Annotated in this window: 19 protein-coding genes and 1 tRNA gene; 5 read left to right on the plus strand and 15 right to left on the minus strand. The window is 43.4% G+C overall.

Features of this window, described 5'->3' with window-relative positions; all coding sequences use genetic code 11:
• Nucleotides 1-789: ferrochelatase (gene hemH, locus LBQ60_02695; GenBank protein ID MDR2036812.1), on the plus strand; the 789-nt coding region annotated here is incomplete at its 5' end.
• A 644-nt stretch (nt 790-1433) separates the two neighbouring features.
• On the opposite strand, the gene LBQ60_02700 is transcribed toward hemH, so the two are convergent.
• From LBQ60_02700 to LBQ60_02720, 5 genes are all read right to left on the minus strand, one after another.
• A complete protein-coding gene (locus tag LBQ60_02700; protein MDR2036813.1) occupies nt 1434-6824 on the minus strand; it encodes a hypothetical protein in 5391 nt (1796 codons plus the stop codon).
• A 123-nt stretch (nt 6825-6947) separates the two neighbouring features.
• On the minus strand, nt 6948-7937 hold the full coding sequence (locus tag LBQ60_02705) for a DUF4837 family protein (protein MDR2036814.1): 990 nt from the start codon (nt 7935-7937) through the stop codon (nt 6948-6950).
• 15 nt (nt 7938-7952) lie between these two features.
• A complete protein-coding gene (locus LBQ60_02710) occupies nt 7953-8921 on the minus strand; it encodes an alpha/beta hydrolase fold domain-containing protein (GenBank protein MDR2036815.1) in 969 nt (322 codons plus the stop codon).
• Nucleotides 8922-8928: 7 nt separating this feature from the next.
• Nucleotides 8929-10239, minus strand: a complete 1311-nt coding sequence (murA, locus tag LBQ60_02715; GenBank protein MDR2036816.1) for a UDP-N-acetylglucosamine 1-carboxyvinyltransferase — start codon at nt 10237-10239, stop codon at nt 8929-8931.
• A gap of 65 nt (nt 10240-10304) precedes the next feature.
• Nucleotides 10305-10910 (minus strand): DUF4290 domain-containing protein, encoded by a 606-nt coding sequence (locus LBQ60_02720; GenBank protein MDR2036817.1) that lies wholly within the window; start codon nt 10908-10910, stop codon nt 10305-10307.
• A 416-nt stretch (nt 10911-11326) separates the two neighbouring features.
• Between LBQ60_02720 and LBQ60_02725 the strand changes: the two genes are divergently transcribed.
• A complete protein-coding gene (locus LBQ60_02725) occupies nt 11327-13366 on the plus strand; it encodes a TonB-dependent receptor (protein MDR2036818.1) in 2040 nt (679 codons plus the stop codon).
• 137 nt (nt 13367-13503) lie between these two features.
• Nucleotides 13504-13577, plus strand: a tRNA-Met gene (locus LBQ60_02730).
• Between the two features lie 183 nt (nt 13578-13760).
• Here LBQ60_02730 and cysK read toward each other — a convergent pair.
• The gene (gene cysK / locus LBQ60_02735; GenBank protein MDR2036819.1) at nt 13761-14708 is read right to left on the minus strand and encodes a cysteine synthase A; all 948 of its coding nucleotides are present in this window, start codon (nt 14706-14708) and stop codon (nt 13761-13763) included.
• Between the two features lie 107 nt (nt 14709-14815).
• On the opposite strand from cysK, the gene LBQ60_02740 reads away from it, so the two are divergent.
• On the plus strand, nt 14816-15460 hold the full coding sequence (locus LBQ60_02740; GenBank protein ID MDR2036820.1) for a response regulator transcription factor: 645 nt from the start codon (nt 14816-14818) through the stop codon (nt 15458-15460).
• 74 nt (nt 15461-15534) lie between these two features.
• Here the strand turns inward: LBQ60_02740 and LBQ60_02745 are convergent, their stop codons facing one another.
• The 9 genes from LBQ60_02745 to LBQ60_02785 form a co-directional block, all read right to left on the minus strand.
• Nucleotides 15535-16830, minus strand: a complete 1296-nt coding sequence (locus tag LBQ60_02745) for an O-acetylhomoserine aminocarboxypropyltransferase/cysteine synthase (protein ID MDR2036821.1) — start codon at nt 16828-16830, stop codon at nt 15535-15537.
• Between the two features lie 496 nt (nt 16831-17326).
• Nucleotides 17327-18115, minus strand: a complete 789-nt coding sequence (locus tag LBQ60_02750; GenBank protein MDR2036822.1) for a phosphoadenylyl-sulfate reductase — start codon at nt 18113-18115, stop codon at nt 17327-17329.
• Nucleotides 18046-19359: a GTP-binding protein gene (locus tag LBQ60_02755; protein ID MDR2036823.1), complete on the minus strand. Its 1314-nt coding sequence runs from the start codon at nt 19357-19359 to the stop codon at nt 18046-18048. Before LBQ60_02755 ends, LBQ60_02750 begins: the two co-directional genes overlap by 70 nt.
• 13 nt (nt 19360-19372) lie before the next feature.
• The gene (gene cysD, locus LBQ60_02760) at nt 19373-20317 is read right to left on the minus strand and encodes a sulfate adenylyltransferase subunit CysD (protein ID MDR2036824.1); all 945 of its coding nucleotides are present in this window, start codon (nt 20315-20317) and stop codon (nt 19373-19375) included.
• 59 nt (nt 20318-20376) lie between these two features.
• Nucleotides 20377-21255, minus strand: coding sequence for a phosphate ABC transporter ATP-binding protein (locus tag LBQ60_02765; protein MDR2036825.1), 879 nt, complete (start codon nt 21253-21255; stop codon nt 20377-20379).
• A 7-nt stretch (nt 21256-21262) separates the two neighbouring features.
• The gene (pstA, locus tag LBQ60_02770; protein ID MDR2036826.1) at nt 21263-22111 is read right to left on the minus strand and encodes a phosphate ABC transporter permease PstA; all 849 of its coding nucleotides are present in this window, start codon (nt 22109-22111) and stop codon (nt 21263-21265) included.
• Nucleotides 22111-23001 carry a phosphate ABC transporter permease subunit PstC gene (gene pstC / locus LBQ60_02775; GenBank protein MDR2036827.1) on the minus strand — a complete coding sequence of 297 codons (891 nt, stop codon included), beginning with the start codon at nt 22999-23001 and terminating at the stop codon, nt 22111-22113. The genes pstA and pstC overlap by 1 nt, the downstream gene beginning before the upstream one ends.
• Before the next feature lie 81 nt (nt 23002-23082).
• On the minus strand, nt 23083-24042 hold the full coding sequence (locus tag LBQ60_02780) for a PstS family phosphate ABC transporter substrate-binding protein (protein MDR2036828.1): 960 nt from the start codon (nt 24040-24042) through the stop codon (nt 23083-23085).
• Nucleotides 24043-24054: 12 nt separating this feature from the next.
• Nucleotides 24055-25122, minus strand: a complete 1068-nt coding sequence (locus tag LBQ60_02785) for an OprO/OprP family phosphate-selective porin (protein MDR2036829.1) — start codon at nt 25120-25122, stop codon at nt 24055-24057.
• Nucleotides 25123-25304: 182 nt separating this feature from the next.
• Between LBQ60_02785 and LBQ60_02790 the strand changes: the two genes are divergently transcribed.
• Entirely contained in the window at nt 25305-26012 is a 708-nt protein-coding gene (locus LBQ60_02790) for a Crp/Fnr family transcriptional regulator (GenBank protein MDR2036830.1), read from the plus strand.
• Nucleotide 26013 lies beyond the last annotated feature (1 nt).

Below are 26013 nucleotides of genomic sequence, written 5' to 3' on the forward strand. Positions count from 1 at the left end.
CGCTACATAAAATTATGTACCATGTACGGGGGAACATTCCCTCTGATCAAATTCGGTGAATATAACCGGCAACAACTACAGGAACTTCTGGAAGGAAGAGCAACCGTTTTTTTTGCAACTGCATATGGAAACCCATCTATAAAAAACACAGTAAAAGAAATTTGCGACAGGCATTTTTCCAGTATATTCATATTACCGTTGTTCCCCCATTATGCATCATCTTCCACAGAGGTGGTCCTGGAAAAAACGAGAAAATACATCCAACAGAATAAGCCCGGATTACAAGCTGGACACATTACTTCTTTTTACCGCAACCATCTGTTCATCGAAGCGTTTGCCGACCGCATCCTATCCTATCACCCTGAAGGGTACGATCATATTCTTTTCTGTTACCACAGTCTTCCCCTGAAGCACATCCGGGCCGTGGAAAATACGGAATATTGTTATACCACAGCCTGCCATGAGACCACCCGCCTTATTGCCCGTCGGTTATCTTTGGAAGACGGGCATTACGAAACAGTATTTCAATCAAGGATGAGTGACCAATGGCAAGGTCCTTTTGCCAAAGAACGGATCATAGATATCGCTCGTTCGGGTAATAAAAAGATCTTGCTTGTTGCTCCATCTTTTGTCTCCGATTGTCTGGAAACGGCTCTGGAACTGGGTGTGGAATACCAGGAACTATTCATTCGAAACGGAGGAAAAGAACTAAGGCTGGTGGAAAGCCTGAACCATCATCCTCAATGGATCAGATGCCTGGAAAATATATGCCGGGATAATGGGATCTGATCATAGATAAATAAAAGACTTTGAATTTACTCTGTTCATTTCCTTTTACCACATCCGGATTCCAGGCAAATTGACTTTTAATCCAATCTATAATTATTTATCCGTTACCCGCTTTTACACGATAGTGGAAGCTCTTTGCTGGCGCGCGTTTGTAACGCGTGCAATAGCCGCATTATCAAATCCATTTTATATCATGTTGTTTTCCATTTACCAGAAACCGGACAAACACCAATAAATACTCTAGTTCAGCATAGTTTCTTGCCAAACTGAATTAATAATCCTCAGGATAAGGGACAATCATTTCTTCTACAGGGTTGCGATGGGTGTAATCCAGTTTTACCTGTAAAAATTCCAGTGTGTTTATTTCTTCCGCATGATTACCATCCTGCCAGAAGTGGCACGCGTTACAAACGCGCGCTAGCTGGGTGTGGAATACCAGGAACTATTCATTCGAAACGGAGGAAAAGAACTAAGGCTGGTGGAAAGCCTGAACCATCATCCCCAATGGATCAGATGCCTGGAAAATATATGCCGGGATAATGGGATATGACCGTCCTTTCCTTTTACAGGTTCATGTAACCTGCATAATAAAAAACAGGAATATACCGCAATATATTCCTGTTTTTCAATTATTTTAGTCTATTCTATTGAACTACTTCTATCCATTTTCCTTCAGTGTTGGCTGATATAGATGCATCATACATAGCTTCGCATGAGAATGCGGGAAGGTAGAAATGTCCACGATAAGCTGCCGACAACTGCAATTCAAATGTTTTCTTGGTTCCGGGACTCAAACTGAAATAAGTGTATACACGGTCATCACGTATATCAATATAATCGTAGGAAGAAGAACCGGAACTTACCTGGCCGTCATTCAAACGGGTATTGACGATTTCCCATCCGGAAGGGAAGATCTGGCTTAAGATCAGATTGGTATAGTATCCGTTATTTCCGGGATTGGTCACTGTTACCAGCGCTTTGAAATCCGTACCCTGCGACAATTGGTTTATGCTGATATTACTGCCATTCTCGTCAACAAAACGGACAGATATCTCCAATCCGTGCGAAGCCGCTTTTTCTTCTCCCGGCGCAGGAATTCCTGATGCGGAAATACGGACATACAAAGGCACCTCACTGTTATTTTTGAATTTTACCTTATCCGAGCCTGTTTTTCCTTCCACATTCAGGTCAGCCTGCCATACAGGCATATTACTCTTACCCTTCTGAGTCTTCCCGGCATCGGTATATTCAATATTGATCTCTTTATTGCCTTTCTCTCCGGCAGCATATTTGGATACGGCCAACAAACTGTATGCTGTGGTCTGGGTGCTCATCCATTTATTTTCATTCAGTGCATCCGACAATCTTTTCACCAGCTGGAATGCTTTGGTCCGCTCCTCCAGTAATGTGAGGGTCTCCAGTATCATGGCCTGATCACGTTCGGAAGTACCGAAATTTTCATTAAATCTTGTTTTGTATGCCTCCGTCTCCATCGCCACATTTGCCGTAAGCGATTTTGCCACTTCCGGTTTCCCGGCCAATGCATAAGCAGCAGCCAGACGCCATTTGGCCTGTGTCGAGAGTTTCTCATATTCTTTGAGCCTGTTCATAGCACTCAAATCGGGCTGCTTGGCCAACGCCAGCGTATACAAACGATATGCCTGATCCAGGTCTCCACCTTCGTTGCTGCGCCAGTTACTTGCCCGGTTGGTCTGGTAACGCAACCATGCCTGCTTCATTCCGGTAGGTAATGCATATCCTTTGCTTTCCGCTTCAAGCATAAAATGTCCGCCATAGCTTGATCCCCAGCTATTAGGTGTATAATTACCCGGCCAATATCCGAATCCTCCCTGCAGCGTAATGAACAAACGAAAACGATTCAGTGCGGCTTTGATATTGGTCTCGATGTTCCGTTTGGTACTGGCATTCAGATCCATCACATTTTCAAGAAACAATTGTGGGAATACGGCGGATGTGGTCTGCTCAATACATCCGTGCGGATAATTCATCAGGTAATGCAACCTTCTCCCCAGGTTAATCGGAGGGATATAAGATGCTTCAATGGCAGCGGTATTGGTGCCCTTCATTCCGGGTAATGTATATTCGCCGTCCCAGCTTTTGCCTGCTTCAACCAATGATTCCGCATAGGTATATACTGTCGGATTCGGATTACGTATGTCAATTTCAATCGTATGCTCTGCTTTTTCACTTCCGCTACTGACAAGGGCCGTTACTTTCCCTATGCCTGTATAGTCTTTTACCTTCATTTTGAAATAAACAGTCTGATCTCCCTGCCCGTCAAAAGAAACACTTTGTTTTTTATCTCCATCTATGGTAAAGATATCACTGGCCTGTATCTCAACGTTTACCTGCTTGATCCGGTCCTCCATAGCAAATACGGTTACCGGAACCCATACCTCTTCACTTGGCCCTACTACCCGCGGCAAAGTAGCCAGTGTCATCAACGGTTTACGTACAGGAGTTGTTTTATCTGCCGCACCGAATCCACGTCCGTTAGTTGCTACGATCATGGTACGGACCGAACCGATATAAGGTGGAAGCGTGATCTTATGATCATTGGTCTTTCCTTTCTCAACAGTGAAAGGCCCCAGGTATCTCACTACCGGTTTGAATCGTTGTGCCTTTGAAGATGACTCTTCCGATGCCCCTTCATCACCACCTCCAATGGCGAATAATTGTTCGATTTTACCGCCATAAGCGCCGATCACATAATCATAAATATCCCATGTACGTATCCCCAGTGCTTCGCGCTGGTAGAAGGTGCTCCACGGATCAGGCGTCCTAAAACGGGTAAGGTCGAGCAATCCGTCATCTACAATGGCTAACGTATAGCTCATCAACTGACCATTTTTCTCACTTACCTTCACATTGAACGCTTCTTCCGGCTTTAGTACATCCGGCATATTGATTACAGGATAAAGCCGCGTTTCAGGATCTTCCACCATCAACGGAACGACGCCATACAGACGTATCGGTGCATCGTTTGTGGTATTGGCATGTTTCTGTATCAACGATATATGGACAAATACATTCGGCACCATATCTGCAGTGGTTGGGATGGAAACACGTCCTTCCGCATCTTTACAATCGACCCAGAAAGTACGTTTCACCTGGGTTCCGGACTCCACAGATACCAAGGCCCTGGCTCCTTCCGAAGCAGGGAAAGTGATCAATGCGTCTTCGCCCACATTATATGAAGGTTTTCCTGTCGTTAATTGCAGCATCGTGGCTCCGCCATCGCCTTCTTCTCCGCCACCATACCAGTACCTGTAACTGGCATATACCGGAACTGCGGATATATGACCACTCTCGGGATCGGTCATTTTGACTACATAATAACCGTTGTCCGTCCAAGTGTGCTTGAACTGGCCTTTCCCATTCTGGGTATTGATCGTGGCTGAATAGACCGGTGTGGAATAACTGCTGGAAGAATAGTTGGCACGTCCGCGCATACTGTACCACCACCAGCTCCATCCTACCTTATAAATCTCGACATTGATATTGCGGCGGTTTACCGGAGTTCCGTTTTCACCGACTGTAGCTACATCAAATACCTGTTCCTCTCCGATCTCCAAACGGTTATAATAACCGTCACCTTTGGGAGCTTTTATTCCGATGTAAGAAGCATAGGGTGAGTAGGTCGTTACAAATTCATCAGTACTGAAATCACCACCTTCCTCAAAAGCACGTGTAGAAATGAACATACGGAGCATACCCGGACTTTCCGAAACATCTATGTCCTGGTTGAATGTAAGTTCACCATTTGAATCCAGCCTTTTTTCCAGAATGGTTTTTTCTTCTGCATAAAATTCCTTGGATGGATCTTCAAAAACATAGCCGGCATAGTCTTTAAATGAAGTACTTGCCTTGCTAAGACGGGCATTGACGCGCACATTCAGATTACGGGCAACAGCTCCGTGTAACCAGTGGACTGACATCTTCCCGGAAAATCCTTCTTCACTCAGAATAGGAGTATGATCTAATTTCAGATCTATTTTTAACCTGTTGGGTTTTACTGTTTCTATTTTCAAGCTCTTCCTGAAAGACTGCCCACCCACTTCAATACGTGCTTCCCACACGCCGGTAAGGCCATCGCTACTGGTAGGTATGGTAAACCTGTACAGCCCATTGGTTCCTGATGTTTTTACCTGTTTATTGGCTACCTGGTTGTTCGGATCACGTAACTCAAAATTTACCGGATGATTTTCAGGAAGCACTTTGCCTTTGTCCTCCAACATAAATGCGAGGAAAATAGTATCGCCCGGACGCCAAACGCCACGTTCTCCATATATAAAGCCTTTCAGGCCACTCTGGACAGATACGCCGGACACATCAAAATTGCTTAACGATAGGGCATTGTAATCCGTTTTCAGGTATGATTTCTGTTTTCCTTGTTGGGCCACCAGCACGGATGGCGATTCAGAACATGTTACCATGGTCACCCCGTCTTTGTCTGTCACAGACTCCCCTACCAACTGGTTGACGGAATTATATGCCTTGATCTGTACTCCCGGCATCGGATCTGTGGTGATCAGGTTGGATGCAATTACATAAACATCGTTCCTATCCCCCATTTTTGCCGTTAGCCCTATATCTGTAGCCAATACGTTACGATGCCTGTTACGGTAAGATTCGTAATAATCTTCATAATAATCATCATCACTATCAGTATCGACCAATTTATTGTATCCGGTCAGCCTTATTCTATAAATGGCACCGGATTCAGGTGCTATCAATTCGGAAAGATCCAGGGAAAAGGTGTTCCATGCAGCTAAGTTCACTGCTTTCTTCTCAGCCAGGTTAATCCGTTTACTGATAATACTTTTTCCTACACGGTACATTTCGTCAGACTCATCCAGCTTGTTGATCTGTAAAAACTGTAAGATGTTGTTTTCATAAATCCGGTATACTTCAACATCTACCGATTGGTAATTCACTGCCTGAAATGTCACGTGAAGGCCACTGGAATTCGGAAGGATCACTCCTTTACCGACAAATTTGACGGACGGCTTTAATTGTTCAAACACCAATTCCCGTTCAATGGTTTCATCCAGTTTTTTTCCTGAAATTGTCTTTAATCCTTTTTCAATAGTCAGGGTACGGGTTCCCGTTTCACGCGCCACCGGATATATCTTCACAATATTCAGATCAACCGTAAAACGAAGATTAGCCTGGTTGGACAATGAGAAATAATTATCCAGTTTTTGTTTTTCGTCAATAGCTTCTGAAAAGGTACATTGTATATATTGTTCCGGAGAATGGATCACCTGTATCTCCATCAAACCGAATTCATCTTCAGCGGGTACTTCAATGGTCTCTTCATAATTAAAATCATAACCGATTCCCCGTCCGTTCCAGATAAACTTAATGTTGTATTTACTGGCAGCTGATTTGATACTATCTATCCGGAAGAAATGCTTGTTCTGTGTGAAATCATGTTCCCACTTAACATCCCATTTTCCCTTTTCCGATTCTATCTTTAATAAATTCTTTATTTTTTCAACAGGGATATAGTCCGATGCGGTTACGCTACCTGTGAGATAGTACAGGTTAGGCACTCTCCTGCTGTATAACGACAATCCATCCAGCTGGTAATAAAAAGTCGGGATAATGGTATTGATCATAAAGGAGAATGTTTTGGGCATACTCCCCACATCTGTTACTTTGGCAAGGTTAAGCTTAACTTTGTATTCCTGTCCGGGTGCAAAAGCTTCATCAGGAACAAATTCCATCGTGTTTTCATTGATCCAATACGTTTTCCCCGAAACAGCCGGAGAGAAACCAAGGATATCTTTTCCCAGTTCTTCACCAATCTGAGGTGGAGTTTCCATAGCATCGTCGGTCAATACGACGCGAATCGGAGTAAGAATGGAGATGACCCCGGAAGTATAGGCCACTACCAAAGGATGCTCCTCAGTATCCGCCTGTGACTTAGGTTTACATCCCGAAAAACCGGAAAGAATCAGTAATCCGGCAAGTACTGTAAATAAATGAGATTTCAGTTTTGGTAACATTGAAAACAAGATTTAATAGGTATATTTCTTTAAAGAATCCATTAATTAATACGAAAACACACTATAAAAAGTTCAAAATTATTCTTTATTTATAATTATGCCTGACAGAACTGATCTTGAGAATTAGTTAACAGAAGGAACCATCGTATACAGAATTGCTTCCAACTGACGGACATAATCCCGTTTTTCTTTACGCGGAAAAAATACATACCCCATTCCGGTTACGATCTGCCCGCGTTTTTCATCGACAATACTTACATTGACATAAGGCCCTCCCATAAAACCATTTTCCATCTGCCACAAGCCATTCAACTGGACACAATACACCTCTTTTTTCATGTATCTTTTCACTACCGGGGAAACCATCGGCTCATCCGCCATATATGAACCGGGAGGATCTCCGGTAATATATTTTTTAGTCATCGAATTCATTTTCATGATCAGTTGTTCGGTATCCAGCTGCTCTTTGGAAACATATGGTTCTTTCCATAACAATATCCCCATGCTCATATCCCTTTCTTCACGTGCGAAGCATAAAAAATCATCTTTGTCCACATCCAGCGAATATTCTTTCGGGATGGTGATATCTACCTGGAATTTTTCCTGAACTTTCTCTGTAAATTTGTTATCCACTACCCTACTGTAATAATCGATGTAGCTATTCCTGTCGTTTTCAAGGAATTTAGCAACAATCACATCTTTATACCTATCGATACAGGCCACCACTGAATCTGCTGACGGAGCACCGACATTAAGCACCAACTGATTCCTGGCATATGCGTTCGTTTTAGGAATCAGCATTCCCGATTCATAGCCTGGATCGATGGTAATCATCAGTATATTACGCACTTGTTGGGTGAATCCTGACAATGCATCCTGCTGTAATAATGAAAACATAGGCTCTCCGTAAGGCAGTCCCACAACATGATATGCAAGGTAACGACGGATGGAATCACCCGTGGCGCCTGTCCAAAGATCCCTGTTGATCACAACAACGACCTCTCCTTGTTTTCCTCTGGCTTCAGGTAAGGTTTTCTTTTCCAGGTTACATGAAATCATTCCCCATCCGAGGAGAATACAAATGAATACTTGAAATAATGATCTTGTTTTCATAACTATGAATTTGAATTATGGATGTGCAAAATTGGACCGGATAAAATCTTCTATGGTCAGGTTGGGACAAGTTGATTCTTTATCGGACTCCTGAATCCGGACATTCAACATCAATGGCTGTTTCTCTTTTACCAGCAACTCCAAAAAACGTTGTATCTCAGGAAGATTATTTTTCATCGGGGAAGTAGCTATTTCATGTTTTGATCCGACATACTGATACAAACAGTACGGAAGACCTGCTTCATACATCAGGGAGGAGATCTCTCCTGAACCGGAAAAACCGACTGTTTCCATTGATATTTTGGAAAAAGGCACCGTATCATCGCAATCTCCATGAAATAAGAGTACCGGTGCCGGCTTGTTTTTATACTGTAATGTGTCAAAAGACAAAACGGCTCCTGCAAATCCGATCACTCCTGCATATTGAAAATGCGCAGGCAGCTTGGATGCAAGTGTTGTTTCATTGCATCTCTCATATTCGGACTGTAAAACGGCAATAGCTCCCGCACTTGATCCGCTGATAATGATTTTTTCAGGATCAACCTGCCATTTCATCGCATGTTTCAATATATAATTGGTAGCATCATACAGGTCATCCACTGCCATATCTATAGCATTTTTTAATGCCATAAGCGCCTCCTGGGCATCCCTGGGACTTGCACTCTTTAGTCCCAAACGGTAATCTATCGAAACAACCGTATATCCTTTTGCAGATAAATCATCGAAATAATCAAAATATTGATGATTGTTCCTCATTCCCGACCGGAAGCTACCGCCAAACATAAACACCACACACGGCATTTTGGGCGAAGTCTTTTTAGGCTGGTATTTATCCAGAAACAACTCTTTCCCATCCTTTACCGCATATACTAAAGTCTCCTTATTTACATCCCTGAATAATGTTCTTGGTTGTGACCAGACCGGAAAAACAAGGAATAAAGAAATGATCCCAAAAAAAATGAATCTGTGTTTTCGATTTTTCATATCATTATTAATCTTCTATTCTGGAAATTTTTGCCCCGATATTGTTCAGACGCACGTCAATACTTTCGTACCCGCGGTCGATCTGTTCTATATTATGAATAATACTGGTTCCTTCGGCGCTTAATGCAGCGATCAATAATGCTACACCTGCCCGGATATCAGGAGAGGTCATCACCGTTCCTTTCAGCCGCTGTTTGTTTCCCAGACCGATCACTGTCGCTCGGTGCGGATCACAAAGGATGATCCTTGCCCCCATATCAATCAGCTTATCGACAAAGAACAAACGGCTTTCAAACATTTTCTGGTGTATGAGTACACTTCCCGAAGCCTGTACAGCGACAACCAGAAAAACACTCAATAAATCAGGGGTCAGTCCGGGCCATATGGCATCGGCGATCGTCATGATGGAACCGTCGATGAACGTTTCTATGGCATATTCCTTATGGCGGGGTATATAAATATCATCACCACGTCGCTCCATCTGAATACCAAGGCGTTCAAATGAATCTGGAATAATTCCCAATTGATCATAGGCCACATTTTTAATGGTAATTTCGGAACCGGTCATGGCAGCCAGTCCGATAAAACTTCCCACTTCAATCATATCAGGAAGCAACATATGTTCGCAACCGCCTAACCGCTCCACCCCTTCAATGGTCAACAGATTGGAACCGATCCCGCTTATTTTCGCACCCATACTCAATAACATCCGGCAGAGTTGCTGAATATACGGTTCACATGCTGCATTGTATATTGTTGTGATCCCCCTTGCCATCACGGCAGCCATCAATATATTCCCCGTACCCGTGACAGAAGCTTCATCCAGCAGCATATAATTGCCTTTCAATGATTTTCCTGATACATGAAAACATCCTTTCTTGGAATCATAGGTAAAACTGGCGCCCAGTTTCTCAAATCCAAAAAAATGGGTATCCAATCGTCTTCGCCCTATCTTATCGCCACCGGGGCGGGCGATGATCCCTTTTCCGAAACGGGCGAGCATAGGACCAATGATCAATATCGATCCCCTCAAAGACGCTGCTTTCTTTTGTATTTCCGGATCGTTCAATATATCGACGTTCACCTCCCTGGCACAGAATTCAAAATCATTTGGCCCGATTTGTTTCACAGATACACCCAAATCTACCAATAATTCCATCAGGACGTTCACATCACTGATCCTTGGTATATTACGGATGATCACCTTTTCTTCAGTCAGCAGGCAGGCACAGATCACCTGTAAAGCCTCATTTTTTGCACCTTGAGGAGATAAATCTCCGCGAAGAGGATGTCCGCCTTCTATTTTAAATGTTGCCATGTTGTTTCTATTTAATATCGAAGCGTCATTCCATTATAAAATAAAATCAATCAAGGGTTATCAGATCATTTACGGCCGACACCCTTCTTTTTTTTCGTTTTTGCGTTCTGGAAAGAGGACTCTGCCGCCATCGGCTCAAAAAAATGAATGGATTCGGGCTCCATTTTTATTTTACCGTCGGAAATATCCCATATATCCTGCAGGATTTGTTCATTGGCGACCTCGCTTCTGTTCCATGCGACATAGGTCTTTTTCATCTGGTTGGCCAATAACTGGACCAGCGAATGCTGCAATTCGGGTTCTTCTATCTTGGCAGCTTCCCGAATCATATCAACCAGGATCTTTCCATAATGCTTTTGACGAATATGAGCCTGCGGATAAGGTACTGTGTCCGGCCTTTCTTCCAATTCTTCGGCTGATGGTATCGGGTAAGGCGCATCAATATCCAGCTTAAACCCGGATATGATAAAAAGATGATCCCAAAGCTTATGCTTAAAATCAGGAGTATCACGTAAATGTGGCTGTAAATTTCCCATCACACCAATGATGGCCCGTGCAGCCATATTCCGTTCATCCCGGTCTTTTATCTGAACTGCATATTGTACCATCAAATGTACATGACGGCCATATTCAGGTAAAATCAATTTTTTCTGAGAGGTATTGTATTCCATAAAATATTTATAAATTATCTATTGTATCTGTTAAACAATGATACCGAGCAAATTTTTGCACAAATTTACAGGAAATAATTGAATATTTCCTATAAGAATCAGGGAATACTTTATAAATCCATTTGAGAACTACAGGATAAAATAGATTGATATAATTTTCTGTATTCCATCAATATACGATTACGGGCCTTTTGACATCAACACAACCCCGGATTTACCCCGCTCTTTTTTATACGAGATTTAATAACAAAAGCCATGCTACATCTATAGCAAACATTAAAACAATTTCAAAATTCCTGTTTATTCACTTCCTGTGAAATGTCTATCTTTGCCATCCAAAAACAAAAAACTTATCTGATGTTCCCGAAAATATTTTTTTATTTATTCACTTAATTTTTTAACTAAATCTATTTCATATGAAATTTTCAAAAAAGAAGAAAGCGATTCTTTGCTTCAGGCATTGGGACAATAAGTCCTTCGCTGCATTTAAAAGTTTACACAAATGTGTAAAAATAGGAGTGTTGTGTGTCACCTATTCCTTATCCAACATCTCGGCACAAGTGCCGGCGCAAACAGATAGTACGGAAGTAAAAGCCTTCAGCCTGGATGAAGTGGAAGTAAATGCTGAAGCTTTACCGGATGTGTTTGCCCAGACAGGACGCACCATTACGCAAATATCCCGTACAGATATTGAGCAAGCGCCCGTACAAAGCCTTACAGACATTCTGGAATTTGCACCGAATGTCGACCTGAGACAACGAGGCACCTACGGAACACAAGCAGATATATCCATACGCGGATCATCTTTCGACCAAACTATTGTACTACTAAACGGGATCAATATCAGCGACCCACAAACAGGACACTACACGCTCAACCTACCTGTTGACATCGAATCAGTTGAAAAAATAGAAATACTTGAAGGCCCAGCCGCCCGGATTTTCGGGAATAACGCCCTGGGAGGAGCCGTAAATTTCGTGACGGGGATACAAAAGAACAACTATCTGAAGGCCGGAATAACGGGTGGACAATATGGGTTTTATAAAGCTTTAGTAAGCGGCGCTTTACATAGCAAACAAACATCACACCACCTGGCGGTATCACAAACGGCATCCGATGGCTATATGGCCAATACCGATTTCAAAAACCTCTCCATATTCACCCAAAACCAATGGAACAATCAACTTATCCCATTGGACCTGCAATTGGGTTTTACACAAAAAGAATTTGGTGCAAATGGTTTTTACGGGCCTAAGTACCCCGATCAGTATGAAGCACTGAATACATTCTATGCTGCATTAAAAGGAGCGACAAACGGAAAAATAAAGATTTCACCTTCCGCTTACTGGCGGCGCAATTATGATCACTATGTCCTCATCCGTGAAAATCCGGAAGCATACCAAAATTTCCATTATACAGATGTATACGGAGCCAATATTAATTTCTCCCTTGTAAGCCGGGTGGGAAAATCGAGTATCGGTATCATTTCCCGCGGCGAAAGAATTTACAGCACCAATCTGGGTGAGGATATGGGGACACCACATAAAGTCCCGGGGCAGACGGACCAATGGTATACCAAAACGGATCAAAGGAACAATCTCAGTCTTTTCGCCGAACAGAACCTGTATATCGGTAAATGGAGCATATCTGCCGGATTACTTTTCAACCACAATAATTATATCAAGGATAAAATCAAGGTTTATCCGGGCATTGACCTGGCTTTTTATCCCAACCATGTCTTCAAAATTTACACTTCAGTCAACCAGGCAATGCGATTGCCCACTTTTACCGACTTGTATTACACAGGTCCTATGAATATGGGAAATCCTGATTTAAAACCTGAACAATGTACCGAGGTAGAACTGGGAACAAAAATGACGCTTCATAGTTTAACTGCGAACATTGGTTATTTCTATCGCAATACTACTGATGCGATCGATTGGATATGGTTAACCGACGAACAGGCGTGGCATACCCAAAACCTGACCGAGTTGCATACACACGGAATTTCATTCAATATTCTATGGGATGTCCGGCGTTTTACCCATAAAGATTTCTGGTTACAATCGGTATCCACTTACTATAATTTTATGAGCAGTAATAAATCTGCGGATGAATATACCTCGTTTTATGTATTGGATTACCTGAAACATAAGTTCAATATCAGTATTACACACCGGATCATAGAAAAGATATGTGTCAGTTGGAAAATAGGATGGCAGGATCGTAACGGCAGTTACTTCAAATACAATATAGAAGACGGTTCGGAGGTTGAAACTCCGTATGAAGCTTTCTGGCAGATCGACGCTCGTATATACCGGAAAACGCCACATTTCAATATCTTCATCGAGGCTTCAAATCTTACTGATAAAAAACATCAGGATATTGGAAATATTACCCTTCCGGGAATATGGGCAAGAGGAGGTGTTATATTTACCTTAGGAAAAGCGGATTAAACATCATACACAAACAGATATAAATCAATGATTTTGATTTATGAATCATAGCTCTGAGCGATTTGTAGGGAGTAAAATATTTTTTACTATTGTACGAAGTAAAAAAAGTTCTATCTTTGCAGCCTCAAAATACCAATGGCGAGGTAGCTCAGCTGGTTAGAGCGCATGATTCATAATCATGAGGTCGGCGGTTCAAGCCCGCCTCTCGCTACAAAAGGAAAGCAGGAAAATAAAGCCCTTCAGACATCTGGAGGGCTTTTTGATTTTATCAATCCGGTACAAAATATTATCTGCGGATTTGGGTTTACTGAATGTATTGATTGGCAGAGAAAAGACAGCAGAAAAAGGACATATCCTTGAGAATATTGTATTATATCCTCATTCTATTCTTCTCCTACAACGGATACTCTTCGAAAGCATACAATAACGTGGATAAATACCTTTCCCCTGTATCAGGAAGGACTATAATGATGTTCTTATTTTTATTTCCGGGTAAAGCAGCAAGTTGAGAAGCGGCATATACTGCTGCCCCGGAAGAAATACCGACCAGTAATCCTTCAGATTTAGCCAGTTCGCGGCTTGTCCTTATAGCATCGTCATTTGCAACAGGAATAATCCGGTCAACGACAGTGGCATCATAGACTTTAGGAACAAATCCTGCACCGATTCCCTGTATCTTGTGTGGTCCGGAGGTTCCGCCGGAAAGTACGGGAGAGTCAGCCGGCTCTACAGCAATAATCTGGACCTCGGGGTTTAATTCTTTAAGTCGTTTGCCAACTCCGCTGACAGTTCCTCCCGTTCCGACACCAGCAATAAAAATATCTACCTTTCCGCCAGTATCGCGCCATATTTCTTCAGCAGTGGTACGAACGTGTACTGCAGGATTGGCCGGATTTTCGAACTGTTGCAATATAACGGCACCGGAAATTTCCTTTGTCAGCTTTTCGGCTTTGTCAATGGCACCTTTCATTCCCTCATTCCCCGGAGTTAAGACCAGTTCTGCTCCCAATGCCTTAAGAAGGTTACGTCGCTCGATACTCATGGTCTCAGGCATGGTGAGGATCAGCCGGTATTTTTTCACCGCTGCTATAAAAGCGAGTCCAATGCCTGTATTTCCGCTGGTAGGTTCTATGATTACCGTGCCTGGCTTCAGTATTCCGTGGTATTCGGCGTCTTCGACCATGGCTAATGCAATACGGTCTTTGACACTGCCGAGCGGATTAAAATACTCCAGCTTGGCTATGAGGTGAGCCTGGGCAGCATGTGCTTCCGCAAAAGAAGAGAGTTCCAGTAACGGGGTGTTACCCACAAGATCTGTCAATTTATTTGCTATATTTGCCATAACGCATGTTTAATTATTTGTCAATTATAAATACAAAAATATTCAAAGCTGACCGGATATGAAATAACACATTTGTGGTATTTTCTGAATAGTCATTTAGTAAAATCATGAGAACGTATATACTGGCAGACAACCAAGATATTACCTGTGAAGGACTTGTTTCGCTTATCCTCAAAGAAGCGCCAGGCACCTTGATTGTTCATAGCCCTACGATAAAACGCCTACTCGACAGTCTCAGACAGTATCCCGATTCGGTGGTCGTGCTGGATTATACATTATTTGATTTCGATTCGGAGCAACAGATGCTCAACGTGATAGCAGGGGCAAGCAACTCCTCGTGGTTGCTTTTTTCCGATGAGCTTAGCGAACAGTTCCTGCGCTATGTACTGCTTTCCTCACCAGCAATCAGCATTGTAACTAAGAATGATTCCCTTGAGGTAATTTCGGAAGCTTTATTATGCGTTAACCGCCGGGAAAGATATATCTGCGATTGGGCCGAAGAAATACTGAAGAGAGGTGTGCCGAAAGCAAAAGTCCCGGAATTGCTGACGGTATCGGAAAAGTCAGTATTACATGAAATAGCTCTCGGGAAAACGACCAAAGAAATTGCGTGGGAGAAACACCTCAGTTTTCATACCGTAAATACCCACCGCAGGAACATATTCCGCAAACTCGGTGTTAACAGTGTTCATGAGGTCGTCAGGTATGCATTGAAGTCGGGTATTATTAATTTGACGGAATACTATATATGAATGGAAAATTGAGAATGGAGAATGGTGAATGAAAAGCGACCTTTTTACTCTTCATTCTCAATTTTCCCGTTCTCTTACAATTTTTGTAAAGACTGCTCAATATCCACTATCAGGTCCCTGATATTCTCGATACCTATCGAAAGGCGTAACAGTCCGGGAATAACGCCGGCAGCCAACTGGTCTTCCGGTGAAAGCTGCTCATGGGTGGTTGCTGCCGGATGAATGACAAGCGATTTGGCATCACCTACATTGGCCAGGTGACTGAACAATTCCAGGTTGTTGATAAATGCATCGGCTTTCGAAGGCTCGCCTTTTATTTTGAAGGTGAGTACGGAACCTGCACCGCGTGGAAAATACTTTTCCGCCAATTTGTGATACCTGCTGCTTTTCAGCCCCGGATAATTGACATATTCCACCAGCGGATGTTTCTCGAGCCATTCGGCAACAGCCTGAGCATTGGCAACATGACGCTCAACCCGTAACGAAAGTGATTCGAGCCCCTGCAAAAGCAAGAAGGAATTGAACGGACTGGGGGTATTTCCCCAGTCGCGGAGTCCTTCTACACGTGCCCGCAAAGTGAAAGCGATGTTCCCGAAAGATCCGTCCGCTCCGAATACATCCCAGAATACGAGTCCGTGATAGCTATCCGAAGGTTCAGTAAATTCGGGAAATTTCCCGTTGCCCCAGTTAAATTTACCACTGTCGACAATTACTCCGCCTAGCGCCGTTCCATGCCCGCCAATCCATTTGGTAGCGCTTTCGACTACAATCGTAGCGCCATGTTCGATAGGACGGAACAGAAAACCTCCTGCACCGAATGTGTTGTCAACAATCAGGGGAATACCGTTCCGGTCGGCAACAGCTGCTATTGCTTCGAAGTCGGGTATATTAAGGTCGGGATTACCTATAGTTTCCAGATACAGGGCTTTCGTTCTATCGTCAATCAGCTTTTCGAATGATGCCGGTTCGTCATCGGCAGTAAAGCGTACATCGACACCGAGCCGTTTGAACTGGTTCTTGAACTGGTTGTACGTGCCGCCATAAAGATGCGACGTGGATACGAAATTATCGCCTGCCGAAAGGATATTGTTCAGTGCGATGAATTGTGCCGACTGTCCCGAAGAGGTTGCCAGCGCTGACAATCCGCCTTCCAGCGCAGCAATACGTTTCTCAAAAACGTCTGTAGTGGGGTTCATCAGGCGGGTATAGATGTTGCCGAATTTTTTCAGGCCAAACAGATCGGCTCCGTCTTTGGCATCCTCGAAAACGTAGGATGAAGTAAGGTATATGGGTACGGCTCTCGCATGGGTAGTGGGGTCAACTTCCTGTCCTGCGTGAACCTGTAATGTTTCGAAACTTAAAGCGCTCATATTATAATTTTTTATGATAAATTTATATTCATTGATATTATTGAAATAATGTCCGGCATCATTGCCATACGGTAGTTGTTCTGATGCCAACCGAAAAGAAACAGAGTTAATATGTGCTGTAGAAACAGCACATTCGAAACGACATAATCGGTAAGAAATTATCGGTTTTGTAAGGAAAAAAGCAAATATGAAATAATATTTTCATTGGACATCAATTAATGGTGTAAAAATACTTCGTCCTGATTAACTCAGAAATAGCACATTTATGGTATTTTTACTACTTATTAAAAAATCCTTTTAGCTAAGAATTTGCTATATCTTTGTTGAACTTTCCGGAAAGCAGTCCTTCGCGGTCGATGACGAATACGGGAGCTCAGGCAGGGAGTGGCCGGTTTGTTGCGGTCAGGAAGACCAAAATAGCATGCCAACATCCGGATATCGTCTTTTGTGATCGGGCATTCAACCAACGGCGTTTGCACTTTAATGTATTTATCGCTTAACGTTTATGTAATCCACATTCCCTATTTTCCGGCGATTCCCACCACCAACGTCCCGAACGGGCATCCTCGCCGGGTTTTACCATCCGCGTACAGGGCTGGCAGCCGATACTCGGAAAACTTTTATCGTGCAGCTTATTATAAGGTACATTGTATTTGTACAGATAATCCCAAACCTGTTTTTCAGTCCAATCAATCAGCGGGTTGACCTTTATCAGGCCGTTTGTTTCGTCCCATTCAATCAGCTTCATATCCTGCCGTGTTACAGATTGTTCGCGGCGCAAACCGCATATCCATGCTTTTAGTCCGGCAAAAGCGCGTTTCAATGGTTCCAGTTTACGTATGCGGCAACAAAGTTTCCGTTTTTCGATGCTTTCATAAAAAAGGTTGACGCCGTTAGTGGAAACCATTTCCTGAATCATCTGGTAATCGGGGAAAAATATATGCATTTTTATACCATAATGCATGTTTGTTCGGTCAATCAGGCTATACGTTTCCGGGAAAAGCCGACCGGTATCAAGGGTAAAAATGGAAGTATCTTTCTTAATTTTCAATATCATGTCCGTTAATACCTGATCCTCGGGACCAAGGCTTGAAGAGAGTGCTATTTTTTCATCAAATTCATTTATAAAATGATGTAAGAGATTTTCCGGTGTTTCCGAAGTAAATTTTCTATTCAGTTTATTCACTAAATCCTGCATGTTTGATTTATTGATATTTAACGTTGGTTTATGGTTTCGTTTGTGTTCTCCATTACTTTTATCATTCCCGCACCGACCGTTTCGAATGTATTGGGGTCAATAAAAATCAGACAGCCTGTGGTGCGGTTGTTTTGGTAGGGATCAAAAACAAGCGGTGAAGCGGTTTTCAGCGTTACTTCAGCAATATCGTTCATGACAAGGCTTTCTATATTTGTTTCCTTTTGTAAGGTATTGATATTGATGCGACTGTCGATACTTTTGACAATCCCCTGTGTTTCATGGGTCATGTGGCGAATGATATAACGGTTACCCGTACGCATGGGGTTTTCGTTGAACCAACACACCATCACAGATATGGATTGCGAAAACCGTGGCAGCTCGTGGTCGGCACTGACAATCAGGTCGCCGCGGCCGACATCAATATCGTCTGAAAGCTGTACGGTAACCGATTCGCCTTCGCAGGCCATTTCCTGTTCTTTATCGGCTAAGGTAATGGCAGCTACTGTGGAATGCTGTCCGCGGGGCAATATGACGATGCTCTGTCCTTTGCGTAATATGCCACCCGCAACCCTGCCCGCATAACCGCGGAAATCGTGGAAGTTGTCGGAAATCGGCCGTATAACATACTGTATGGGGAAACGCAGGCCGATAGAATCCTTTGTTTGCGTTATGGGAACGGTTTCAAGCAATTCCATTAACGTTGTACCTTTATACCACGGCATATTTGGCGATTTTTTCACTACATTGTCGCCCAGTTTGGCAGAAATAGGGATGAAATAGATATTATCGGGACCAAATTCCGTTGACATTTCCCTGTAGGCTGTTTTGGTTTTCTCAAAAACAGATGGTGCATATCCTACAAGGTCCATTTTGTTAATACATACTGCAATATGCCTGATACCCAACAGCGAAGCGATAAAACTGTGACGTACGGTCTGTTCCAGTACCCCGTTGCGGGCGTCTATCAGGACAATGGCTAAATCAGCGGTGGAAGCTCCCGTAACCATGTTGCGTGTATACTGTATATGTCCCGGCGTATCGGCTATGATGAATTTACGGCGCGGTGTAGCAAAATATCGGTATGCGACATCTATCGTAATGCCCTGTTCACGTTCGCTGCGTAATCCGTCGGTCAGCAGGGCCAGATTAATTTCTTCATTGCCCCGGCTGAGCGAAGCTGCTTCCACAGCTTCCAGCTGGTCTTCGAAAATTGATTTGCTGTCATAGAGCAGCCGGCCGATAAGGGTGCTTTTCCCGTCATCTACACTACCTGCTGTTGTGAATCGTAATAACTCCATGTCGAGGTATCCGTTTGTTTTGATTGTCTTCATACATGCAAAAAGTTTAAAAGTATCCGGCTATTTTACGGTCTTCCATCGCTGTTTCCGACCTTTTGTCATCAGCACGGCTACCACGTTCGGTAATACGAGTGGCTGATATTTCGTTGATGATCTCTTCGAGTGATGAGGCATGCGAAAGGCTTAGCCCCGTACAACTGATGTCGCCAATTGTGCGGCAACGTACCTGTCTTGTTACCACGGTTTCATCGGGTTTGAGCCTCATGCAGGGTTCTGCCGCCAACCATTGCCCGTCGCGCCGGAAAACCTTGCGTTCGTGAGTGAAATAGATATTCGGCATTTCTATTTGTTCAAGATAGATGTATTGCCACACATCCATTTCGGTCCAGTTACTAATGGGAAAAACACGGAAATGTTCATCTATGTTCTTATGTCCATTGTAGAGGTTCCATAGTTCTGGTCGTTGGTTACGCGGATCCCATTGCCCGAATTCGTTGCGGTGCGAAAAAAAACGTTCCTTGGCACGTGCTTTTTCCTCGTCGCGTCGTGCGCCGCCTATGGCTGCATCAAATTTATGTTTTTCTAAGGTATCGAGTAAGGTAATAGTTTGTAAACGGTTACGACTGGCATTATAGCCTGTTTCTTCCTTAACGCGTCCTGTATCTATCGATTCCTGTACATAACCTACTATCAGTTGTGCTCCGAGCCGTTTAACCAATGTGTCCCGGTATTCAATGGTTTCGGTGAAATTATGTCCGGTATCGATATGTACCAGGGGAAACGGGATCTTTGCAGGATAAAAGGCTTTGTACGCAAGATGTGTTATAACAATGGAGTCCTTACCGCCGGAAAAAAGTATCGCGGGGCGGTCGAACTGTGCTGCTACTTCACGTAATACGTATATCGATTCTGCTTCGAGTTCCCGCAAATGGGTCATTTTATTTAATGGAGAATGGAGAATGGAGAGTGGAGAATGATTTTGTCTGTTCATATTTGATGGATCATATTTTATTTAATGAAGAATGGCATTAATTCTCAATTTTCAATTGTTTAACTGAATGCACCTGAAAGGTATTCTTTGGTCAGTTCGTGTTGCGGATTATTGAAAATCTGTTCTGCCGGACCTGACTCAACTACTTCCCCCAGATACATGAATACCACGTGATCAGCGATGCGCCGTGCCTGCCTTAGGGTATGCGTTACCATAATAATGGAATAATCCCTTTTGAGTCTGACGAATAGTTCTTCGATGTTTTTGCTCGATAAGGGGTCGAGTGAGCTGGTCGCTTCGTCGGCGAGGATATACTGCGGTTCGACGGCAAGGCTTCGTGCAAGGCATAATCGTTGTTGCTGTCCTATGGAAAGCCGCGATGCAGGGGTATTCAGCCTGTCTTTTACTTCATTCCATAATCCTACTGCTTCCAGATAATGTTTTACGATCATTTTAAGTTTACGTCTGTTTCGTATTCCGTGAATACGGCAGCCGTAAGCTACATTTTCAAAGACAGACATAGGCAACGGACATGGTTTCTGGGATACGAGCCCTATCCTGCGCCGCAGGTTGATGATCTTTTCGCCGCTGCCGATGATATCTTCATTGCCGAGTATGATCCCTCCGTCTATATGGGCTCCTTCTATCGAGTCGATCATGCGGTTCATCGTTTTCAGAAGTGTTGTTTTCCCGCATCCGGAAGGCCCGATAATGCAGGTTATCTTCCTTTCTGGCAGCGTAAGGTTGATATTTTTCAGTATGTGATTGTCCTTTATACGGACGTTGAGTTTTCGCACTTCGAGTTCAGCTCCTTCGGTTTCCCTGACGAATTTGTAATCGGGGCGGAAAAACCTTTTCGTCCGTCCGAAAGATTTACCATCAGGCATAATAGTCCCGGCAATGCCGGGCACATGTATAAATAATGTTTTTATCTGCATATCAGGTTTATTGTAATTTGTTTTTGGAAAAACGGCTTGTAATGATCCTACCTGCAATGCTGATCACAAGTACGATCATCGTAAGAATGAAGGCAGCAGCATAGGCTCTTTCCTGCACTTCCTTGACGGGGCTGCTCATCTGGAAAAAAACGGCTAATGGTAATGTGGCGGCAGGTTGTGACAGGGATGTGGGGATACTATCGGTATATCCCGCCGTGAACATAACGCCTGCGGCATCTCCGATGGCGCGTCCTATCGAGAGTAGGGTAGCCGTGGCAATTCCCGGAGCTATCTGGCGCAGGACGACACGTATAGTTTCGTAGCGTGTGGCTCCCAATGAATAGGCTGCATCGAGAATTTCGCGTGGAAACAGTCGTGCCGCTTCGTCCATAGAGCGGATGAATATGGGGATGATCAGCAGGGTAACAACGATGATACCTCCCAGTAACGAAGTACGTAGCCCGAAATAGATCATAATGGTGAAACCGAATGCTCCATAAACAATCGAAGGGATACCGAACAATACATCATAGGCAATACGGGCGGTATAGGCCAGTTTCGACCTTTTTTTCAGGTAAACATTGAGGTAAAAGACTACAGGAATACTGATCATCAGTCCTATTATTGCCGATGCCCCCACAATATAGAGCGAACCTACGATAGCATTCAGGAATCCGCCTTCTTTACCGATATAAAATCCACCGCCGGGAAGCTTGGTAATCATATCCCAGCTCATTGCATTCCAGCCTTTGCTGATAATCGTCCATATGATACTGAGCACGAACCCCACCACGGTCAGGGTGGCGATATACATCAGCATTTTGAAAATTTTCTCTTCAATGAATTTCAGTTTCATCAGAAAAACTTTTTTTCTATCCGGTACAGAACGGCCCGTGATACAAGGTTAAACATCAGGATGACCACAAAAAGTATCAGTGCGGCAAACATCAGTGCAGCTTCGTAAAGCGGCAGCGAAAGCATTTCGCCGTAATTGTTGGCGATTAATGCCGGTAGGGGATAGACCGCATCGAACAGCGAACGGGGTATCTGCGGCAGGTTACCGCATACCATCAGCACGGCAATGGTTTCGCCGAATGCCCGGGATATGGCAAGGATAACGGCTGCCAGAATACCGGGAAAGGTTTTGCGCAATACTACTTTCTTAATTGTTTGCCACTGGGTGGCACCCAGCGACATAGATGCTTCGCGCAACTGTCCGGGCACGGATGTGAATATTTCTATGAACAGGCTGGTCAATAACGGCAGTATCATCACACCAAGTACGATACCACCGGCCAGCACGGTGTACCCGGTAGAAAACTCGACGAAATGCGGCGCCAGTCTTTCAGAGATCCACGGTACAATCAGTAAAGACCCCCAAACACCGTAAATAACCGAAGGTAAGCCTGCAAGAATATCGAGGGCAGGAAATACATATTTTTTTACTCTGGTTCCTCCGTATTCCGTAAGGTAAATGGCGGTAAGCAAGGCTACCGGCAGTGACAGGACAATCGCTATCCCTGTTACCCAAAGCGTTCCCATGAGGAAAGGCAGGAATCCGAATTCTCCTTTCAGCGGTTTCCATCTGGATGACCACAGCAGGTCGCCCAACGAGTGGTTCTCGAATATGGGCGCTGATTTCAGGTAAAGTCCCGCTCCCATAATTACGACCAGTAGCAGTGCGGTAATGGTCAGGAAGAACATTATACCTCCGGCGGTTTTATCTTTCAGTATGCGAAGATCCATTTTTAAAGTTCAAAGTTCCGAATTCAAGGTTCAAGATTTCGAGTTCAAAGTTCACTTATTACCCTGTTCCATTTTTCACGCTCAGTTACTTAAATTGTCCAGCCCTTTTTGGAGCTTTTCTTCCGACAAGGAGATATATCCTGAGGGAACATTATATTGTTGTCCGTCGGTCAGGATGAAATTCAGGAATGCCACAAGGGCAGGAGTTTTTGGAATTCCATTAGCGACAAGGTACAGGTCGCGGGCAGGTGGAGAAGGGTATTTTCCGGCAGCAATTGCCTCAATAATCCTGTCTTTTGTATCGTAAAACAGTTCTTCGGCATCTATTTGTCCGTTTCCGTCTACGTCGATGGGCAATACGAGTATGCCCGGATTGGGCAGACGCGTACTTTCGTCGTAAGCATAGGAGAGGTTGTTGAAGCCGATGCCTAATTTATCGCGCTGCACTGCCTGTGCAAGTCCGGGATCACCGAATACAGCAGTTCCGCCGAGGTCTTCCTGTTTTCTATCCATCCATAATGCCCATGTTTCGGCTGCCCCGCAGGCATCGGAACGCGTGTAGAGGTGAACGGGGCTGTTATCGGATGTTCCCGCTACCTGTCCCCAGGTTCTATATTCTTCGGAAATCCATAATTTTGATGCTGCTTCACGCGTAAGTCCTTTTTTCAGCAGACCGGTCAATGCAGGATTTTCCGAATTAATGGTCGGCACGACGGCATCTTTGGCAACGGCAAACGCCACAGCGCCTTTCTCTATTTCTGGAGGGTAAACTTCGCGCGATACCATGCCCAGATCAACTACATTTGCCAAGACATCGGTCATACCTTTTCCTGCTCCTCCGGCAGAAATATCTATGCGGACTCCCGGATGGATTTTCTGAAATTCTTCGGCCCATTTGACGGCTAAAGGGTAAAGGGCAAATGCCCCGGACAACGAAATTTCCCCGCTTAATTCGCCTTCGGCAACCTTACGGCGGCTTCCGCATGATACGGTCAACAGGATGACTGCTAAAATTAATGTGGATGTCAATAAATTCTTCATACTTTATGGTTTTTAAAATGTACTCATCAATTGAATGGCAACAGAATTGATATCCCTTTCGGGAGACGTCGCGTATGTGTAATTAAGCTGCAGGCGAATATTTTTTACGGGCAGGTAATTGATACCGGCAGTATAATTTTGCTGCCGGGTATCGCTGTTGTTCAGATCGCGTTTGAAATAGTCGTATTTCACAAGTATCTGGATTTTCGGATATACAAAGCAGCCAAGTACGGCGTAAGCGCCTTCGCTTTTAAAATCATCTGTTTTGGCTTTTATATATTCGCCGCGTGCAAGCCAGTGTCCGTCGTCATATTTTACCCCGAAACCGGTACGTACTCTTTGAAAAGTATTTTCCTGCGCCCCTGTCGAACCGTTGTAATGGTATGTTGCCAAAGACAGGTACTTGACAGGGTTAATGGTAAGTATGCCCGAGAAATCTTTGGATTTGTTCGCATCTGTAGTATTGATGCCCGAACCATTGAACAAGCCTACAGAATAATTAATGATGTTGAATCCTTCCCTGCGAAAAAGATTTCCGTTGAATCCGATACCGATGTCGCGTCCATTGGCGGAGATGCCTGCTACATCCGAATAACCACAAAGCGCTGTGATTACAAGCGAATTGTCTATCATTTCGAGGTTGGCGGGATTATAGATATTTTCGAGAGAAAACGGAATTTTGTATTGTCCTGTTTGCAGGGCTATATAATCATTGATTTTCCAGTGGACATACGCATCCAGTATTTTAGGATTGTTAGCAAATTCAACATGCAGGCGGTATCCGAGTTGTTTCGATATGTCCCCGCGTAAATCGAGTCTTGCCCTCCGGATGTCGAAACTGTTGGCATCATTCAAATCATCATAACGATACCGTAGATTAACCAATCCTGACATTTTAGGAAGTTTCGATATGATATTTTCTATTTTGCTTATCCTGTCCCAGCCACCAGTATCTTCCTGTGCATTCAGAAACGGGGAAAGGGTAATGAATGAAATAAAGAACAGGATACGGATTGTTTTCCGTACCGACCACAAACTACACGAAACAAAAGGTATAAATTTTGAAAATAAAGTATTCATATATAGTATTTTATCAATACACAGGAGTTATTTTCGACTATCCCGGCTTATCTGTTTTAAAATATTTGCAAAGGAATATCATAATGTCTATTAAAATGGTGTACATTTGCATGGATATTTTCATTATCAAACATGGAATTTTTCATGTTTGCATGTGTAATATTCAATATTCAAATAATAAGATGCTGAATTTTATGGAGTTGAATAATGAATTTCGAAATTATTACAGTGGATTCAAAAAAATTTCCCTGCAATTTATTTCTTCCGATGAGTTTAAGAAAATTGAAAAAACATCTGTTTTTCTACACTTTAAGAAAGGAGAAACGATTCTGAAACAGGGACATCAGCCTACTCATATTGCGTTTCTACAAAGTGGTATCGTAAAATTTAATTTTTCATCGGAAGATAATGGTAAGAATACCATTCTTACTTTGGTGGCGGCACCGAAAATACTCGGGGGAGCTAACCTGTTTTACAAAGACAATAACCTGTTTTCCGTTGTCGCTGTGGAAGATTGTGAAGTATACCTGATTGAGTCAGGCATATTGTACCAACTGCTGAAAGATAATGGTAATTTCGCTGTTGCCCTGTTTCAACTGGCTTCCGATATGTTTAAAAGATCTATCCTTAACTTTATTAGTGTAGCGAATAAACAGAAAGAGGCCAGAATTGCCGATGTTTTCATATATTTAGCAGAGGAAATTTATTTCGGCACATTATTCAAATTGTCGCTGACCAGAAAAGAAATCGCCGAATATGCTTGTTGTTCGGTGGAAAATGTTATCATGACACTTTCTAAATGGCAGCAGGAGGGTATTGTTTTGTCCTCGGGTAAAAATTTTGAGATTACAGATATAAAGAAATTGAAACACATCAGTAAAGTGGGTTGAT

Source organism: Bacteroidales bacterium (genome assembly GCA_031275285.1).
Taxonomy (GTDB): domain Bacteria; phylum Bacteroidota; class Bacteroidia; order Bacteroidales; family UBA4181; genus JAIRLS01.